The organism is Ruegeria sp. H4, assembly GCF_056533065.1.
The window spans coordinates 104,900-121,399 of the sequence record NZ_JBQFOC010000005.1; the positions used below are offsets into that span (position 1 = coordinate 104,900).

Annotated in this window: 16 protein-coding genes and 1 tRNA gene; 13 read left to right on the forward strand and 4 right to left on the reverse strand. The window is 56.0% G+C overall.

The window, feature by feature from the left end; genetic code table 11:
* The first annotated feature begins 18 nt into the window (after positions 1-18).
* The 4 genes from ACR0KG_RS19560 (at position 19) to ACR0KG_RS19575 (ending at position 4,132) form a co-directional block, all read left to right on the forward strand.
* Positions 19-1,281 carry an FCSD flavin-binding domain-containing protein gene (locus ACR0KG_RS19560; protein WP_480551333.1) on the forward strand — a complete coding sequence of 421 codons (1,263 nt, stop codon included), beginning with the start codon at positions 19-21 and terminating at the stop codon, positions 1,279-1,281.
* Between the two features lie 80 nt (positions 1,282-1,361).
* Entirely contained in the window at positions 1,362-1,796 is a 435-nt protein-coding gene (locus tag ACR0KG_RS19565) for a DUF302 domain-containing protein (RefSeq protein WP_480499491.1), read from the forward strand.
* Between the two features lies 1 nt (position 1,797).
* On the forward strand, positions 1,798-3,021 hold the full coding sequence (gene hemA / locus ACR0KG_RS19570) for a 5-aminolevulinate synthase (protein ID WP_480545109.1): 1,224 nt from the start codon (positions 1,798-1,800) through the stop codon (positions 3,019-3,021).
* 52 nt (positions 3,022-3,073) lie between these two features.
* Positions 3,074-4,132 carry a YeeE/YedE family protein gene (locus tag ACR0KG_RS19575; RefSeq protein ID WP_480545110.1) on the forward strand — a complete coding sequence of 353 codons (1,059 nt, stop codon included), beginning with the start codon at positions 3,074-3,076 and terminating at the stop codon, positions 4,130-4,132.
* Between the two features lies 1 nt (position 4,133).
* Here ACR0KG_RS19575 and ACR0KG_RS19580 read toward each other — a convergent pair whose 3' ends face one another.
* Together ACR0KG_RS19580 and ACR0KG_RS19585 are read right to left on the reverse strand one after the other, a co-directional pair.
* The gene (locus tag ACR0KG_RS19580) at positions 4,134-5,078 is read right to left on the reverse strand and encodes an MBL fold metallo-hydrolase (RefSeq protein ID WP_480828214.1); all 945 of its coding nucleotides are present in this window, start codon (positions 5,076-5,078) and stop codon (positions 4,134-4,136) included.
* Complete coding sequence (locus ACR0KG_RS19585; RefSeq protein ID WP_480828215.1) at positions 5,075-5,923, reverse strand: MBL fold metallo-hydrolase; 849 nt, start codon at positions 5,921-5,923, stop codon at positions 5,075-5,077. The genes ACR0KG_RS19580 and ACR0KG_RS19585 overlap by 4 nt, the downstream gene beginning before the upstream one ends.
* A 399-nt stretch (positions 5,924-6,322) precedes the next feature.
* On the opposite strand from ACR0KG_RS19585, the gene ACR0KG_RS19590 reads away from it, so the two are divergent.
* From ACR0KG_RS19590 to ACR0KG_RS19610, 5 genes are read left to right on the forward strand one after another with little or no spacing between them, the layout of a single operon-like run.
* Entirely contained in the window at positions 6,323-7,897 is a 1,575-nt protein-coding gene (locus ACR0KG_RS19590; RefSeq protein WP_480828216.1) for an ABC transporter substrate-binding protein, read from the forward strand.
* Positions 7,898-7,955: 58 nt separating this feature from the next.
* The gene (locus ACR0KG_RS19595) at positions 7,956-9,509 is read left to right on the forward strand and encodes an ABC transporter substrate-binding protein (protein ID WP_480828217.1); all 1,554 of its coding nucleotides are present in this window, start codon (positions 7,956-7,958) and stop codon (positions 9,507-9,509) included.
* A complete protein-coding gene (locus ACR0KG_RS19600) occupies positions 9,510-10,478 on the forward strand; it encodes an ABC transporter permease (protein WP_480545114.1) in 969 nt (322 codons plus the stop codon).
* Entirely contained in the window at positions 10,475-11,389 is a 915-nt protein-coding gene (locus tag ACR0KG_RS19605; RefSeq protein ID WP_353010699.1) for an ABC transporter permease, read from the forward strand. Before ACR0KG_RS19600 ends, ACR0KG_RS19605 begins: the two co-directional genes overlap by 4 nt.
* Entirely contained in the window at positions 11,386-13,083 is a 1,698-nt protein-coding gene (locus tag ACR0KG_RS19610) for an ABC transporter ATP-binding protein (RefSeq protein WP_480551343.1), read from the forward strand. The genes ACR0KG_RS19605 and ACR0KG_RS19610 overlap by 4 nt, the downstream gene beginning before the upstream one ends.
* A gap of 40 nt (positions 13,084-13,123) precedes the next feature.
* Here ACR0KG_RS19610 and ACR0KG_RS19615 read toward each other — a convergent pair whose 3' ends face one another.
* Positions 13,124-14,002, reverse strand: coding sequence for a LysR family transcriptional regulator (locus tag ACR0KG_RS19615; RefSeq protein ID WP_480551345.1), 879 nt, complete (start codon positions 14,000-14,002; stop codon positions 13,124-13,126).
* Positions 14,003-14,112: 110 nt separating this feature from the next.
* Between ACR0KG_RS19615 and gstA the strand changes: the two genes are divergently transcribed.
* From gstA to ACR0KG_RS19630, 3 genes are read left to right on the forward strand one after another with little or no spacing between them, the layout of a single operon-like run.
* Positions 14,113-14,721 (forward strand): glutathione transferase GstA, encoded by a 609-nt coding sequence (gene gstA / locus ACR0KG_RS19620; protein ID WP_480551347.1) that lies wholly within the window; start codon positions 14,113-14,115, stop codon positions 14,719-14,721.
* Positions 14,721-15,101, forward strand: a complete 381-nt coding sequence (locus ACR0KG_RS19625) for a nuclear transport factor 2 family protein (RefSeq protein WP_480551349.1) — start codon at positions 14,721-14,723, stop codon at positions 15,099-15,101. Before gstA ends, ACR0KG_RS19625 begins: the two co-directional genes overlap by 1 nt.
* A gap of 4 nt (positions 15,102-15,105) precedes the next feature.
* Entirely contained in the window at positions 15,106-15,327 is a 222-nt protein-coding gene (locus ACR0KG_RS19630) for a tautomerase family protein (protein ID WP_480499478.1), read from the forward strand.
* A 58-nt stretch (positions 15,328-15,385) separates the two neighbouring features.
* On the opposite strand, the gene ACR0KG_RS19635 is transcribed toward ACR0KG_RS19630, so the two are convergent.
* Positions 15,386-15,461: transfer RNA gene (locus ACR0KG_RS19635), tRNA-Val, on the reverse strand.
* Positions 15,462-15,718: 257 nt separating this feature from the next.
* Between ACR0KG_RS19635 and modA the strand changes: the two genes are divergently transcribed.
* Complete coding sequence (gene modA, locus ACR0KG_RS19640) at positions 15,719-16,498, forward strand: molybdate ABC transporter substrate-binding protein (protein WP_480551350.1); 780 nt, start codon at positions 15,719-15,721, stop codon at positions 16,496-16,498.
* Positions 16,499-16,500: the final 2 nt, after the last annotated feature.

A 16,500-nucleotide genomic window follows, 5' to 3' on the forward strand; every position in this document is an offset into this window, starting at 1 on the left:
AATACGGGAGGAAACGCGATGACATTCAACAGACGAACATTCTTGGGGGCCGCAGGTGTTGTGGCAGCTGGGCTATCGGCGCCGATGGTGCTGGCGCAAGGCAAACCCCGTGTCGTTGTTGTTGGTGGTGGCGCGGGTGGCGCAACCGCCGCGCGCTACATCGCCAAAGACAGCAAAGGTGAGATTGATGTAACTCTGATCGAGCCATCGCGGACCTACTACACCTGCTTTTTCTCAAATCTGTATCTAGCAGGGTTTCAAGAGCTTTCGGATATCGCGCACAGCTATGGTGCTCTGGCGGCGAACTACGGGATCAACGTGGTCCATGATTGGGCCGTTGGTGTTGATCGTGATGCCAAGACGGTGTCCTTGGCTGGGGGCGGGTCCGTTCCCTACGACAAGCTGATCCTGAGCCCGGGTATCGACTTTGTCGATGGTGCGGTCGAAGGCTGGGATGTTTCAGCGCAGAATAAGATGCCGCACGCCTACAAGGCCGGATCGCAGACCGAGCTTTTGAAAGCACAGGTTATGGCAATGCCTGAAGGCGGGACGTATGCAATGGTTGCGCCGCCAAACCCATACCGGTGCCCACCAGGGCCTTATGAGCGTATTTCCATGGTGGCCCATGTTCTAAAAGAGAATAATCCAACTGCAAAAATCATCGTCGCCGACCCCAAGCCGAAATTCTCGAAAATGGCTTTGTTTCAGGAAGGCTGGGCAAACCACTACGAAGGTATGGTCGATTGGATCGGAGAGGACTTTGGCGGTGGCAATGTTTCCGTGAACCCGGACGCAATGACCGTGACGATCGACGGTGAAGAAACCAAGGTTGATGTCTGCAACGTCATCCCGGCGATGAAGGCCGGACGTATTGCGGAAATGGCCGGTGTGACCGATGGCAATTGGGCGCCGGTGAATGCGGCTGACATGTCATCGAAGGCGGATCCGGATATCTATGTTCTTGGCGATGCGAGCCAGCAGGGCGACATGCCGAAATCCGGTTTTTCGGCCAACAGTCAGGCGAAGGTCTGTGCGAATGCCGTGCGCGGTGCATTGACCGGGTCCAAAGTGTTCCCGGCCAAGTTCTCGAACACATGCTGGTCGCTGATCGACACCAATGATGGTGTGAAGGTTGGCGCGACCTATGAGGCGACGCCAGAGAAGATTGCCAAGGTGGACGGCTTTATCAGCCAAACCGGTGAAGATGCCGATCTGAGGAAAGCAACCTACGAGGAATCGCTGGGTTGGTATGCGGGTATCACCTCGGACATGTTCAGCTAAGGGCTGCGGGGGATTTGACCGGTGTCAAAGCCCCCGACAGACAATCTGCGAAAATGCGGTTCAGGAGGAGTGCAAAGACCATGAAACACATTATTGCTGCGGCCGTATTTTCCACCGTTCTCACAGGTCAGGCTCTGGCCCAAGAGGTCATCACCACCCCTTTTGACGGCAGTTTCGACGATGCCACATTCGCCGTTGAATCCGCGATAGTCGGGCAGGGGCTGGTCATCGATTATGTAAGCCATGTCGGCGAGATGCTGAATCGGACAGGTGCGGATGTTGGAAGCGACAAACAGATATTCGCGGCTGCTGATATCTTCATTTTCTGCTCAGCAAAACTCTCGCGCGAGGTGATGGAAGCTGATCCGATGAACATCGGCTTTTGTCCCTATGGGATTTTCGTGGCCGAAGACGACAATGGCGTGACGGTGGGATACCGAAGCTATCCCGAGGGACCGATGCAAAAGGTCCAGACCCTGTTGTCCGAGATCGTGGAAGAGGCCGTCGGGGATTGAGATGAACTATCAGCAGTACTTTCGTGATCAATTGGACCAGCTGCAAGAAGACGGAAACTACCGGATTTTTGCAGACCTCGAACGTCAGTGCGGCGCGTTTCCAAAGGCGCGCAGCTACACCGGGAATGGACCCGAAAACGTCACGGTCTGGTGCTCAAATGACTATCTCGGTATGGGGCAGCATCCAAAGGTACTTGCCGCCATGCACGCCGCAATCGACCAAAGCGGTGCTGGCGCGGGGGGCACAAGAAACATCTCTGGGACAACTCACCAGCACGTTTTGCTCGAACAAGAACTTGCGGATCTGCACGATAAAGATGCGGCTTTGCTGTTTACATCCGGATATGTGTCGAACTGGGCAGCGCTGGGCACTTTGGCATCGCGCATCCCCGGCATCACGGTTTTGTCGGATGAGCTAAACCACGCCTCGATGATCGAAGGCATCCGCCACAGCCGTTGTCAGAAGCGGATTTGGAAACATAACGATGTTGCGGACCTTGAACGGCACCTTGCTGATCTGCCCGCCAATGCGCCCAAGCTGATTGCGTTTGAAAGCGTCTATTCTATGGACGGTGACATCGCGCCGATTGCCGAGATTTGTGATTTGGCGGATCGTTATGGCGCGATGACCTATTTGGATGAGGTTCATGCTGTTGGGCTTTACGGGCCGCGCGGAGGGGGAATTGCCGAACGCGAAGGCCTGATGGATCGGCTCACCGTCATCGAGGGGACATTGGGCAAAGCCTTCGGTGTCGTCGGCGGATACATCGCGGCATCGCACGAACTTGTCGATTTTGTCCGGTCTTTTGCCAGCGGGTTTATCTTTACCACAGCACTACCTCCGGCCGTAGCCGCAGGGGCCGCGGCTTCAGTCCGGCACCTAAAGCAAAGCAATGCGGAACGACATCTGCACCAGCAGTGCGTGCGCGAGGTTCGGGACAGGCTGGACGATCTGGGCATTCCGCATACGCCGAACCCAAGTCACATCATCCCGGTCATGGTCGGCGATCCGGTCAAGTGCCGCTTCATCTCGGATGTTCTGATGCGCGACTACGGGATCTACATCCAGCCCATCAACTACCCGACCGTCCCGAAAGGAACGGAACGTCTACGGATAACGCCGTCGCCCGTGCATTCTAGTGAGGACGTGGATCGTCTGGTTTCTGCATTGGCTGAGTTGTGGACGCAATGCCAATTGGCGCGCAGGCCGATGGCCGCGCAATGACAACTTGACCGAAGACAAAGACGCAACCGCAACGGTGTGAGAGTTTCCGCTGATGGAAAAGCTCATTGATTTCCTGGGTGACCAAGGCGCTTTGGCATGCGCAGGTGTGCTTGTTGGCATCCTGTTTGGTGCGACGGCCCAAAAGTCTCATTTCTGTCTGCGCGCCTCGACTGTCGAAGTCGCCGAGGGCGCGTTTGGTCCGCGTTTGGCGGTTTGGCTGATCGCCTTCACTGCGGCTCTGACTATGGTGCAGGGGCTCGTCGTATTTGACCAGTTGGACCTGTCTGAGACACGTGCAATCGCCTCGACCGGTAGCCTGAGCGGCGCCATCCTCGGTGGCGCGATGTTTGGTGCGGGTATGATACTGGCACGCGGTTGTGCATCGCGCTTGTTGGTTTTGGCATCCTGCGGAAATCTGCGCGCGCTGGTGTCCGGGCTGGTCCTGACATTGGTGGCTCAGGCGGCGTATACAGGTGTTCTTAGTCCCGTTCGTGAAACGTTTTTTGGCATCTGGACGATTTCAGGTGGCGCATCGCGCGATCTGTCAGAGTTGCTTGGATTGTCGCCAAAGGCTTACACAGCGATCGCAACGCTGGGTTTGGCTCTGGCAACAGCATTCGCGGTCTACCGGCGTGTCGCGCCTATACGGATCGTGTCTGCCGCAGGCGTCGGGATGGCAGTCGCGCTCGGCTGGTTGATGACCTTCGCAATTGCGCAGACCTCTTTCGAGGTCGTACCCGTGTCTTCGATTACCTTTACCGGCCCGGCCACAGATACTTTGATGGCTTTGGTCGCCAAACGAAACGTTGCATTGTCCTTTGGTATCGGCCTTGTTCCGGGTGTTGCCATCGGGGCTGCGGCTTCAGCTATTTATGCCGGAGAATGGAAGATCGAACGGTTCGGCAACGACACCCCGATGGAACGGTACCTTTTTGGCGCTGCCCTTATGGGATTTGGAGCCATGCTGGCAGGCGGTTGCGCCGTGGGGGCAGGGCTGTCCGGAGGGTCCGCCCTGTCCCTGACTGCTTGGCTTGCGGTGTTCTTTATGTGGGTCGGCGCGATTGTGACACATCGCTTCGCAACGCGACTGCCCGCTCTGCAGCGATCCTGAACTATTCAAACTCCATCTGTTCAAAAACGCGCCCGGCATTTTTGGTCGCCAGTTCTTCGAACGTGTCCAGATGGGCATAAGGGGATTGATCGACATAGTAGGCTTCGGCCAGATCGCCGCCTGCATCCATATGCTCCCGCACTTTGCCACGCAGGTATATCAGATAGTCGCGCGTGTAGCGACGCACCTGATCCATGTTTGTCGGATGGCCGTGACCGGGTATCACATACGTAGCGCCCAAAGGCTCGAACGCGTTGTCCCAGGTTTCCAGCCAATCCGCTGTATAGGTCTCCTGAAAGATCGGCAGCATACGTTCGTGAAATGCCATATCTCCGGCGATGACAAGGCTTTGATTTGGCAACCAGATTGAGATATCGCCGGGGCTGTGGGCAGGTCCGAGGTATTTGGCCTCAATCCGAAAATCGCCCATCTCAACCACATATTCGTCATCGAATGTCTCGGTCGGACCAGCCAAAAAGGTTCCTTCTGCCTTGTCGCGATTGTATCGCTGCATGCCCTCCAGAATCTGGGGGCCATATTCCTCAAATTCCGCGGCTGCATCCGAATGCGCCACGATTGGAATGCCAAGTTCCGACCAGTAGGCGTTGCCGAGCATCGCGTGCCCCTGACCATTCTCGTTGAAGACAAGCTTGACCGGTTGATCCGTGATCGCCTGAATTTCCTTGTGCAGGGCTTGCGCCAGCACATAGGCCGCTCCGCCGTTTACAACAACCACGCCTTCTGTGGTGACGATGAAGCTGAGGTTGTTGTTGTGGCCTGCGTTTTCGTAGGTCGGTGGCGCGGTTGCGCCAATGGCAGAATAGACGCCGGGGATGTATTCGACTGGCTTGGAGTAGAGTGCGCTTTGCGGATATTTATCAGCGATGTCTTCGCTGGCCCAGGCGGGTGCGGCTATGGCGAAGATAGTCAAAAGTGATCGTATCATGACGGCTCTCCTATGAATCGATATGCCGAGCCTGTCTTTTCGACCCGGCCAATCCCACCATCTGGCAGATGAAACCCAATAACTTTCATCTGTTCTTCAGCAAGCTGATCCAGCAGAAGGCTGCGTGTGGCGGCAGCGGTCTGAGGGTCCTGATCCGCGCCGCTGTACCAGTCCGGGCGTTCAAAGGCGACATGGGGATTGCCAAGCGCGTCGCCCACAACCATTGCCGAGTCACTGCCTTCGCGAATTTCAAACGCCATATGTCCGGGTGTGTGCCCAAGGCTGGCGCGCGCGGCGATACCCGGCAGGATTTCTTGCCCGTCATCGAAGAACATGACCTGATCCTCGATCGCTTCCATGCGCCGCTTCGCGCCGACTGCAAACGCGGCGCGATCTTCGCCAATCGTTTCAACCGTTGCGGGGTTCCACCAATAGTCCCATTCGGTGCGACCGAAGTAATGCGTGGCGTTGGCGAACAGCATGTCGTCAAAGTCGTCCAGAACGCCCCAGATATGGTCAGGATGCGCATGGGTGAAGACCACATGGGTAACGTCTTCGGGGGTGAGATTCACGGCGGAAAGAGCATCCAGCAGCTTGCCGGATGTTGGCATAAAATCTGGTCCTGCACCGACATCGAAGAGTACGGTGTTCGTGCCATCTAGGTAGAGCGTCACGTTACACTCTGGTTCGTACCTTGTCGCGTCTATCTGTTTTTGCTTCAGAAACGGCGTCAGCTCATCCTGTGGCATCGATCCAAAGACCATTTCTGGCGGTATGGTCAGATATCCATCAGATAACGTTTGCAACCTGCCAGATGAGCCGATTTGCAATTCCGCCAGTACCACCTTGGATTGAGCTCCGAGTGCTGCAAGGCAGGTAGCATTACGTAAAAAAATACGCCGGGAAAGTTGGATTTCTCTCATATACAATCATTAAAATGAATATATTAATTTGTAAATATCGAAAGACTTTAGATCGACTGTGTTTTAGCGCGACCAAGGTGATACTTGTGTCTTTGAGAGCAGTCTCAGGAGTTGCCCAGCGTTTGGATGTCGACATTGGTTTTGTTTGTAACTCTGCTTGGCGACGTTCTAAATTCTTCATTCTCCGATTTTCTGTGCCGTTGACCGATTGACATGCCGACGCAGTTGGTATGCTATCCTCGATTTTAGCGTTAACAGAAATTTGCGACTTAGTATCGCGAATTCAATGCAGCTAACCCGCTGCAGATAAGGGAGAAAATAATGAAGAAACCAATGTTCGCGCTGGCGATGTTGATGGCCTCAACAACGCTGGTTCAGGCTGAGACTTTGCGCTGGGCGCGCTCCGGGGATGCGCTGACGCTTGATCCTCATTCGCAAAATGAAGGGCCCACGCATACCGTGCGCCATCAGATGTACGAGCCGCTGATCATTCGTGACACCACGGGCGCGTTCGAAGCTGCGTTGGCCACGGACTGGGCACCCAGCGCTGATGACCCGAATGTCTGGGTATTCAATCTGCGTCAGGGTGTGAAGTTCCACGATGGCGCTGATTTTACTGCCGAGGATGTGGTGTTCAGCATCAACCGGGCGAAGCAGCCGAACTCGGACATGAAAGAGTTGATCAACTCGATCGTCGAAGTGCGTGCCGTGGACGATCACACGGTTGAGATCGTGACCGATGGCCCGAACCCGATCCTGCCCGCAAACCTCACTGACCTGTTCATCATGGACAAAGGTTGGACCGAGGCAAACAATGCGGTTGCGGTTCAGGATTTCGAAGGGGGTGAGATCACCTTTGCCACCACCAATGTGAATGGCACGGGGCCTTACAAGTTGGTGAGCCGTGAACCAGACGTGAAAACCGTGATGGAGCGCAACGAAGACTATTGGGGCCGCGATCAGTTCCCGATGGCGATCAGCGAAATCATCTACACACCAATCCAGAACGACGCGACCCGAGTCGCAGCGATGCTGTCGGGTGAGGTGAACTTCCTTCAGGATATGCCAGTACAGGACCTTGATCGGGTCAATTCTGCAGACGGTCTGGTTGTCAAACAGGCGCCGCAGAACCGGGTTATCTTCTTCGGGATGAACCAAGGCGCGGACGATATCGAAGCCGACAATGTGGACGGCAAGAACCCCTTGGCCGATGTGCGTGTGCGACAGGCGATGTCAAAGGCGATCAACCGGGATGCCATCAAGCAGGTGGTCATGCGCGGGCAGTCGCAGCCTGCGGGCATGATTGCTCCGCCCTTCGTGAACGGCTGGACGGCCGAGATGGATGCCGAAAGCAGCACGGATGTTGAAGGCGCAAAGGCTCTGTTGGCCGAAGCGGGGTATCCCGATGGCTTCTCGATCCGCCTCGATTGCCCCAACGACCGCTACATCAACGACGAAGGCATCTGTCAGGCCGCAGTTGGAATGTTGGGTCAGATTGGCATCACCGTGAACCTGGATGCCAAGCCCAAGGCGCAGCACTTCCCGCTGATCACCGACGGCAAGACCGATTTCTACATGCTGGGATGGGGTGTGCCGACCTACGATTCGGAATACATCTTCAACTTCTTGGTCCACGGTCGTGAAAGCGATATCGGCACCTGGAATGGCACTGGTTTCGACAGTGATGATCTGGACGCAAAGATCAAGTCACTGGCCTCGAACACCGACCTGGATGCACGCAATCAGGACATCGCCGATATTTGGCGGGTGGTGCAGGACGAACAGCTGTATATCCCGATCCACCATCAGGTGCTGAACTGGGGTATGGCCGAAAATCTCGGCATCGAGGTTGATCCGGAAGATCAACCCATGGTCAAACATTTTGGCCTGAACTAAAGCCTTGTTGCCGGGTTCTGTTCTGCAGAGCCCGGCCGCTTTTGAAGTGGGAGCTATCATGAAACGTCTAACCACTGCCGTGCTGCTGGGCGCGCTTGCCATGCCTGTTGCGGCCGAAGAGTTCACCTTTGCCGTCACCACCGATCCGCAAACCATGGATCCGCATGCGGTCAACTCCGCCCCGGTTCTCGGGTTTCTGAACAACGTCTATGAAGGGCTGGTGCGGCGCGGTAAGGACATGACCATCGAACCGGCGCTTGCAACCAGTTGGGAGCCGATTGAGGGTGGCGCAGGCTGGCGGTTTAAGCTGCGCGAGGGCGTGACGTTTCATGATGGGTCCGAATTCAACGCCGATGACGTGATCTTTTCCTATCAGCGCGCGTCCGACGAAAGTTCAGACACTCGCAGCTGGTTCGCCCCCGTCGCCGAGGTCCTGAAAGTCGATGACTACACCGTCGACGTGATGACCAATGCGCCAAACCCGATCTTCCCCGATAGCATCGCCAACTGGATGATCATGGATAGCGGCTGGGCCGAGGCGAATGATACCGTCCTGCCCGACAAAGAGGCCGGTAACTATGCGACACTGAACGCAAACGGGACTGGCGCCTTTCAAATCACCGCACGAGAACCAGGTTTGCGCACTGTGCTGGAACCGTATGATGGCTGGTGGGGCGATGCAGAGCACAACCTGACCCAGGCTGAACTGGTGCCGATCCAAAACCCTGCGACCGCGTTAGCAGCGTTGTTGTCGGGCGATGTTGATTTCATCAATCCGGTACCGATTCAGGATGTTGCGCGATTGCAGAACAACCCGGATGTAAAGGTCATCCAAGGCATCGAGGCGCGTGTCATCATGCTGGGCTTCGACCAGAAAGAAGGCGCGAGCGAGGTCGGGCAGGGCGGCTCTGATCTGTTCCTCGATCCGCGTGTCCGCGAGGCGGTTGCAAAAGCGGTCAATGTACCGGCCATCCTTCAAACCATCATGCGCGGCAACGCCGAAGTCGCTAGCCAGCTGGTCAGCCCTGCAATGCGCGGGTATTCGGCAGCGAACGCGGACCCTTATGGCTATGATCTCGAAGGCGCAAAGGCGCTGCTGGCCGAAGCTGGGGCCGATGGAGCGGAAGTCAGCTTCAAATGCTCCAACAATCGCTACCTCAATGACGAGTCTGTATGTCAGGCGATCACAGCCATGCTGACACAGGCAGGGTTGAGTGTGACACTGGATGCGATGCCTGTTCAGAACTACTGGCCAGAACTACGGGCCGACAACTTTGACATGTATCTGCTGGGCTGGTCCCCGGGCACGTTTGATGCTGAACACCCTGTGCGTTTTCTGGCCTCAACCCCCAATGAGGAAAAGAAGCTAGGGTCTTGGAACTTCGGCGGATATTCCAACGCGCGTGTGGATGAGTTGCTGCCGATGATCCAGTCCGAGATTGACGAGCCAACGCGCCAAGCCATGTTGGATGAGGTCACAGCCATCCTTCAGGACGAGGTCGCCTATGTCCCCCTCTATGTCCAGCCTCTGGTCTGGGGTGCTCGTAGCAATATCGAGTTGACGCAACGGCCCGACAATTTCTTCCTTCTGCGTTGGGTCACGGTCAACTAAATGCTGTCATACATTATCAGGCGCGTAGCCCAGTCGGCGCTGGTTCTTTTCGTCGTGGGCCTCGTTGCCTTTTCCATGTTCCGTTTTGTCGGCGACCCGATCGACAACATGCTGGGGCAGGAGCGGACCATGGAAGACGTGGAACGGTTGCGCAGCCAGTTGGGCCTCGATCAACCCTTCCCGGTGCAATATGTGAAGTTCCTGCGCGAGGCGGTGCAGGGCAATTTCGGCGTTAGTTTCCGTCAGGGTCGGCCCGTCGCAGAGATTCTGGCCGAACGCGCGCCGGCGACACTGGAACTGGCTCTGGTCTCAGCTATGCTTGCGATTGCCCTGGGCATCGCATTGGGCGTCTTCACTGCGATCCGACGAGATGGGTTCGCAGCAAACTTCATCATGTCGGCCTCGCTGATCGGGGTTTCGCTGCCCACTTTCCTGATCGGCATTCTGTTGATCTATGTCTTCTCGGTTGAATTGGGCTGGCTGCCCAGTTTTGGGCGCGGTGAGGTTGTGGATCTTGGTTGGTGGAACACTGGGCTGCTAACCAGCAGCGGGTTAAAAGCGCTGATCCTGCCCGCCATCACGTTGGGCCTGTATCAAATGACCCTGATCATGCGGTTGGTCCGGTCTGAGATGCTGGAAGTGCTGCGGCAGGACTATATCCGCTTCGCTCGCGCGCGCGGCCTGAGTGATCGGACCATCAACTTTCGCCACGCCCTAAAAAACACCATGGTGCCCGTGATAACCATCATCGGCCTGCAATTAGGGGCCATTATCGCCTTTGCCATCATCACGGAGACGGTGTTCCAGTGGCCGGGCCTTGGCCTGCTGTTTATCAACGCAATCCAGTTTGTGGATATCCCCGTTATGGCAGCCTATCTGATGATGATTTCGGTCATCTTCGTCACGATTAACCTTGCGGTCGACATCCTTTATGCGTTCATCGACCCACGCCTGAGGGTCAGCGCATGAGCCGCCTGCAACGTATTCTGGACAGCGATCAGTTCTACGCTTTTCGTCGATCTCCGGTGGCCATGGTCTCGGCTGCTGTTGCCTCGTTGTTGATCCTTGTAACGATCTTCGCACCGCTGATTGCGCCGACGAACCCGTTCGATCCATCCAGCCTGAACCTGATGAACGGCTTCACCCCACCAATGGAGCCAAATGCCTTTACCGGCGAAAGCTTTGTGATGGGCACCGACGATCAGGGTCGGGATGTGTTTTCGACCATCCTCTACGGGATGCGCATTTCCTTGTTTGTCGGTGTCGCAGCTGTTTTGTTTGCCATGGTTCTGGGGATCATTCTTGGTCTGCTGTCGGGGTATTTCGGCGGTTGGACCGAAACCATCATCATGCGTACAGCAGATGTGCAACTGACCTTCCCTTCGATCCTTCTGGCCATGCTGATCTTCGGTATCGCAAAGGGAGTTACGCCTGTTGAGTATCGTGATCAGATGGCGATCTGGGTGTTGATCCTGGCGATTGGCCTGTCTGATTGGGTGCAGTTCGCAAGGGTCGTTCGCGGTGCTACGCTGGTCGAGAAGAACAAAGACTACGTGGCGGCTGCGCGGATCATTGGGCAAAATCCGTTGACGATCATGTTGCGCCATATCCTGCCGAATGTGCTGTCACCCGTGCTGGTTATTGCAACGATTTCACTTGCACTGGCGATCATTGCCGAGGCGACGCTTAGCTTTCTGGGTGTCGGTGCACCGCCCACACAGCCGTCACTGGGCACGCTGATCCGCATCGGGCAGGGGTTCCTGTTCTCGGGTGAGTGGTGGATTCTGTTCTTCCCAGCATGCACCCTTCTGGCGCTGGCCCTGAGTGTAAACCTGCTGGGCGACTGGCTGCGCGATGCTTTGAACCCGAGGCTGAAATGACCGAACCCGTTCTCTCGATCCGTAATCTGACGGTGGAAATCCCAACCCGCCACGGCATTTTCAAACCGGTGGAGCATGTGACCTACGACCTGCATCCTGGTGAAATCCGGGGGGTCGTGGGCGAAAGTGGAGCGGGCAAATCGATGACCGGAAACGCCGTGATCGGTCTGTTGGACCCACCGGCCCATGTGTCCGAGGGTGAGGTCTGGCTGAACGGTCGGCGTATCGACGAACTGGACGCCGAGGACAAACGCGGGATCCGGGGCAAAGAGATCGGGATGATCTTTCAGGATCCGCTGACCTCGCTGAACCCGCTGTTCACAGTGGGTGAGCAATTGGTCGAGACGATCCAGCTTCATCTTGGCTTGTCCGCATCTGAGGCCAAGAAACGTGCGATTGCTTTGCTGGATCGCGTGTCCATCCCGGACCCCGCGGACCGGTTCAACCAGTACCCGCATCAATTTTCCGGCGGGATGCGTCAGCGCGTGGTGATCGCCTTGGCGCTGTGCACGGAACCCAGCGTGTTGATCGCGGATGAACCCACCACAGCCTTGGACGTATCCGTCCAAGCGCAGGTACTGGATCTGATCAAGGAACTGGCCAAGGAACGTCAGGTCGGCGTGATTCTTGTGACGCATGACATGGGTGTCATTGCCGATACCACAGACACAGTGACGGTGATGTATTCCGGCCATGTGGTCGAAAGTGGCACCACCGATCAGATCCTCGGCGCACCCACGCATGACTATACCAAATCCCTGATCGCCGCCGTGCCCCGCCCGCATACCAAGGTCGAACGGTTCCCGGTGGTCAGCTATGGCGAACGGGAAAGAACCTTCAAAATCGATGATCTGGCAGCCCACTGGGACAAGACCGATTTGTCAAAATCCGGCAAGCTGCTAGAGGTAGAGAACATCACCAAGACCTTCCTTCAAAAGGGCGGTCTACTGCCATCGCAACGCAAGTACTTTACCGCCGTCGATCAGGTCAGCTTCGACATTCGCGACGGTGAAGTTTTCGGCCTTGTTGGTGAAAGTGGATCAGGCAAGTCCACCGTCGCGCGGATGATCGGCACGCTCTATCCGGTTGATAGTGGTCGTGTGATCTTTGACGGTGAGGACGTAACGGCAATGGGGGGCGAGGCCTTGCAAGCCTATCGCCGGCAAATCCAGATGATCTTTCAGGACCCGTTCTCAAGCCTGAACCCGAGGATGAAGGTTGGCGACCTTGTTGCAGAACCGATCCTGCACCATCGCATCCTTCCCAAATCCCAGGTTGAACCGCGTGTCAGGGAACTTCTGGACTGGGTCGGGTTGGCCAAAGACGCCTGGCGCAAATACCCGCACGAATTCTCAGGCGGGCAGCGTCAACGCATCTGTATTGCCCGTGCACTGGCCACGCAGCCCCGATTCCTGATTTGCGATGAACCGACCAGCGCTCTGGATGTGTCGATCCAGGCGCAAATCCTGAACATCCTCAAAGACCTTCAGGATCATCTGGGGCTGACCATGCTGTTCATCAGTCACGACCTGCCGGTTGTGCGCCAGATGTGTGATCGGGTGGGCGTGATGCGTCAGGGGAAACTGGTCGAGGTGCAGAACACAGACGCGCTGTTTTCGGCGCCCAAGCATCCCTACACCAAAGAGCTATTGGATTTAATGCCCCGGTTGAAGCAATTGGAAGCCGCAGGTTAACCAAAACGCGGTTTTGGTGTTCTTAAGGAAGGTCCATCTATCAATGGGCCGTCTCAAGCTCTGCCCAGATGTCGGACATGACTTTTCCCATCGGATTGTCCCTGCGCCGGATCGCGAAAATCTCGGTGTGGCGTGTGGGGTAACCATCAACGCGCAGCGGAATCAGGGCTCCGGTCCTCAGCTCATCCTTCATCATGTGTTCGGGCAGGCCACCCCAGCCCAGCCCGGCTTTGAGAATGGTTTTCTTCGCTTCGAAATCAGAGACCGTCCAACGATGTCCACCTGATAGAACATCGCGACTTTGATCGAAATCCTGCCCGCCGGTGCCTGAAACGATAACTTGCGTATAAGCCTGCATCTCCCGCCTCGATCGGATGCCGCGGCGTTGTGCGGCCGGGAAGTCTGGGCTTGCGACGGGTCGTATCGTGATGGTTCCGAAGGGGAGCGTTTCGACATCGTCAATTGGAACGCCCTCAAGACCCGCGATGATCATATCTGCGCTGCCATCCATCAGACGCGCCAAAGGTCCGCCCATCATTTCCGACGCCACATGGATGTTGGTCCCCGGATGTCTCTCTCGGATAGTGCCCAGCAGGCTCAGGACCGGGTCCAGCGAGGTTGTGGCCGTTACCGCAATCGATATCGAGGGCTCTTGTTCACTGCGCAACCCAGCCGCGACGGCTTGCAGCCTGTGCACTTGTTCCAGCACACGCGTCGCTTCGCGAAAGTAAACCTGACCCTCGGGTGTCAGACTAGGCCGGTAGGTCTCGCGTGTGAACAGATCAAACTTCAGTTCAGCCTCCAGCTTTCGGATTTGATGGCTGACGGCAGATTGCGCTTTGTTCAAACGCTCAGAGGCCGCCCGAAAGGTTCCAGTGGCAACAATTGCGTCCAAAGCGATGAGTTGGTCTAAGGTCATATCGCATCACAAATCATCTGAATATGAGATCATTATGATGAAAACACGATATTATCAATCGCTTTACTTGATTGCTATCTCTGGCCTGCACTCATGAAAAGGAGGTTGAGATGAAACTGTACTACAAAGCCGGAGCCTGTTCTTTGGCCAGCCATATCATGCTGAATGAGGTTGGTGAGACATTTGAGATCGAGGCTGTTGACACCGCCAAGGGGCAAACGGAAAGCGGAAGAAATTATAAGGAAATCAATGAGAACGGCTATGTGCCGACGCTTGAAGTTGAGGATGGCGTATATTTGAGCGAAGGCGTTGCAATTCTTCAGCACATTGCTGACACCCATCCCGATCAAGCCTATTCTCCGCCGCTTGGAAGCGTCGAACGTGCGCGGTTGCAACAATTCCTGAACTACGCTGCGGCCGAGTTGCATAAGGCCTGGGGGCCGCTCTTTTCCGATAGCTCAACAGATGCGACAAAGGAGGCGGCAAAGGCGAAGGTTCGCTCGAAACTCGACTATCTGGAGAAAGTCTTGTCTGACGGGCGGTCTTATCTGGTCGCCGGGACATTCTCGGTTGCGGATGCCTATACGTTCGTTTTGATGTATTGGGCCAACTTCAAGGCCATTGACCTGTTGGCCTGGCCCAATGTCGCTGCTTATGTAGATCGAATTGCCGGTCGTGCGTCGGTCAAAGCGGCCTTTGCCGCAGAAGGACTAGCGTGATGCAGCTTCACAATTACCATGAAATCCAGAACGTGATGGAGCGTTACTTTGACGGGCTCTATTATTCGAACAGCGATACGCTGCGCACGGTGTTCCATCAGGATCTGGTCTACGTGAACGGCACCCTCGGCACCTACGAAGTGATGGGGTTAGAGGCCTATATGGACCGGATCGACGTCCGCACGCCGCCCGCCTCGCGTGGCGATCCGCGTAGGGAAGTTATCGAACGGATCACTCTCAAAGGCGACCGGATCGGCATCGTCGAGGCGCGCATGACCATGATGGGGCGCAGCTATCAGGATTTACTGACAGTGATCAATTCAAAGGACGGTTGGCGCGTGCTGACCAAGGTCTTCTCATTTGTTGAGAGAAAGGACTAGGACGATGCCTTACGTAAACATCAAGGTAACACAAGAGGGCGGACCTGAAGGTACAGGTCCGTCACCCGAAGAAAAGGCGCAGTTGATTTCTGGTGTGACCGACCTGTTGCACAAAGTGCTCAACAAAAACCCCGCAACGACATTCGTTGTGATTGACGAGGTGCCACTGGAAAATTGGGGAATCGCGGGTCGGAGGGTCAGTGATATCCGCGCGGAGGGCGACTGAGACTCTCGGACGAAACGCCCTCATTCAAAGAGGCGCACTTAGCACTAAAGTGTTGCGATGGTGGGTGATGAGAGACTCGAACTCCCGACATCTTCGGTGTAAACGAAGCGCTCTACCAACTGAGCTAATCACCCGTAGCGCTGCATTTAGCCAAGCCTGTGGGCGGGTGCAAGAGGGTTCAGTGGATTTTATCGGATTGTTTTACTCTGATCTGTGAAACCGTCTGTACTGTCAACGGGTCAGAGGCCGGAGCGCAGACAGGCGCCCGCATTCTCAAGCGAGGTATGGCAGATATCACAAACACCACTTGATCGTGGGAAACATGCTTGCGGGTGACCCATTGCCTCCGATATTCCAGAACCAGACGGTCGTTTCCCGGCCCGGAGTTTGGATGGCTTTCTTAATGACCCGCCGTGCGGTTGTGGCGGTTTTGGTACTGGCTACGCTCATTCTGGCTCCGATCCGGGCCGGGGCCGATGGTGTTTTGGTGTTTGCCGCTGCCAGCCTGAAAACGGCGCTGGATGAGCTTGCGACTGGCTACAACGCACAAACTGGTGTGAGCATTACGGTCTCCTATGCAGCTTCATCCGTACTGGCCCGCCAGATTCAGGCGGGTGCACCTGCGGATATTTTCATTTCGGCAAATTCCAATTGGATGGATTTGCTGCAGGATCAAGCGCTGATTGATCCGGCTTCGCGTGTGGATTTGCTAAGTAACGGGTTGGTTCTGATTGGTGCTTCAGATCGGGCACCAGTCGAACACATTGGTTCAGACTATGACATCGTGACTGAGCTGGCAGGTGGTTACCTGGCCATGGCGCTGGTCGACGCGGTGCCTGCCGGGATCTATGGCAAGTCAGCGCTGGAAAATCTAGGGCTTTGGGGTGCGGTTCAAGGGCAGGTGGCGCAGACGGATAATGTGCGCGCTGCGCTTGCGCTTGTGGCAACCGGGGCGGCACCTTTGGGCGTTGTTTATCGTTCGGACGCGATGGCGGACCCACGGGTGAGTGTTGTTAGTAGAATACCAGCCGAGATGCATCCACCCATAGTCTACCCTGCAGCCTTGATGCGGGTTCCAAGGCCTGAAGCTTCTTCATTTCTGGAGTTTCTTCAAACCAATGACGCTATGACTGTTTTCCTGAGGCAGGGGTTTTCCCTGCCGGACAGGTGATC

What these genes read in the sequence shown, in the direction of transcription:
- ACR0KG_RS19560 (WP_480551333.1), top strand. Translation starts at nt 19, where the DNA reads ATGACATTCAACAGACGAACATTCTTGGGGGCCGCAGGTGTTGTGGCA.
- ACR0KG_RS19565 (WP_480499491.1), top strand. Translation starts at nt 1,362, where the DNA reads ATGAAACACATTATTGCTGCGGCCGTATTTTCCACCGTTCTCACAGGT.
- hemA (WP_480545109.1), top strand. Translation starts at nt 1,798, where the DNA reads ATGAACTATCAGCAGTACTTTCGTGATCAATTGGACCAGCTGCAAGAA.
- ACR0KG_RS19575 (WP_480545110.1), top strand. Translation starts at nt 3,074, where the DNA reads ATGGAAAAGCTCATTGATTTCCTGGGTGACCAAGGCGCTTTGGCATGC.
- ACR0KG_RS19580 (WP_480828214.1), bottom strand. Translation starts at nt 5,078, where the DNA reads ATGATACGATCACTTTTGACTATCTTCGCCATAGCCGCACCCGCCTGG.
- ACR0KG_RS19590 (WP_480828216.1), top strand. Translation starts at nt 6,323, where the DNA reads ATGAAGAAACCAATGTTCGCGCTGGCGATGTTGATGGCCTCAACAACG.
- ACR0KG_RS19595 (WP_480828217.1), top strand. Translation starts at nt 7,956, where the DNA reads ATGAAACGTCTAACCACTGCCGTGCTGCTGGGCGCGCTTGCCATGCCT.
- ACR0KG_RS19600 (WP_480545114.1), top strand. Translation starts at nt 9,510, where the DNA reads ATGCTGTCATACATTATCAGGCGCGTAGCCCAGTCGGCGCTGGTTCTT.
- ACR0KG_RS19605 (WP_353010699.1), top strand. Translation starts at nt 10,475, where the DNA reads ATGAGCCGCCTGCAACGTATTCTGGACAGCGATCAGTTCTACGCTTTT.
- ACR0KG_RS19610 (WP_480551343.1), top strand. Translation starts at nt 11,386, where the DNA reads ATGACCGAACCCGTTCTCTCGATCCGTAATCTGACGGTGGAAATCCCA.
- ACR0KG_RS19615 (WP_480551345.1), bottom strand. Translation starts at nt 14,002, where the DNA reads ATGACCTTAGACCAACTCATCGCTTTGGACGCAATTGTTGCCACTGGA.
- gstA (WP_480551347.1), top strand. Translation starts at nt 14,113, where the DNA reads ATGAAACTGTACTACAAAGCCGGAGCCTGTTCTTTGGCCAGCCATATC.
- ACR0KG_RS19625 (WP_480551349.1), top strand. Translation starts at nt 14,721, where the DNA reads ATGCAGCTTCACAATTACCATGAAATCCAGAACGTGATGGAGCGTTAC.
- ACR0KG_RS19630 (WP_480499478.1), top strand. Translation starts at nt 15,106, where the DNA reads ATGCCTTACGTAAACATCAAGGTAACACAAGAGGGCGGACCTGAAGGT.
- modA (WP_480551350.1), top strand. Translation starts at nt 15,719, where the DNA reads ATGGCTTTCTTAATGACCCGCCGTGCGGTTGTGGCGGTTTTGGTACTG.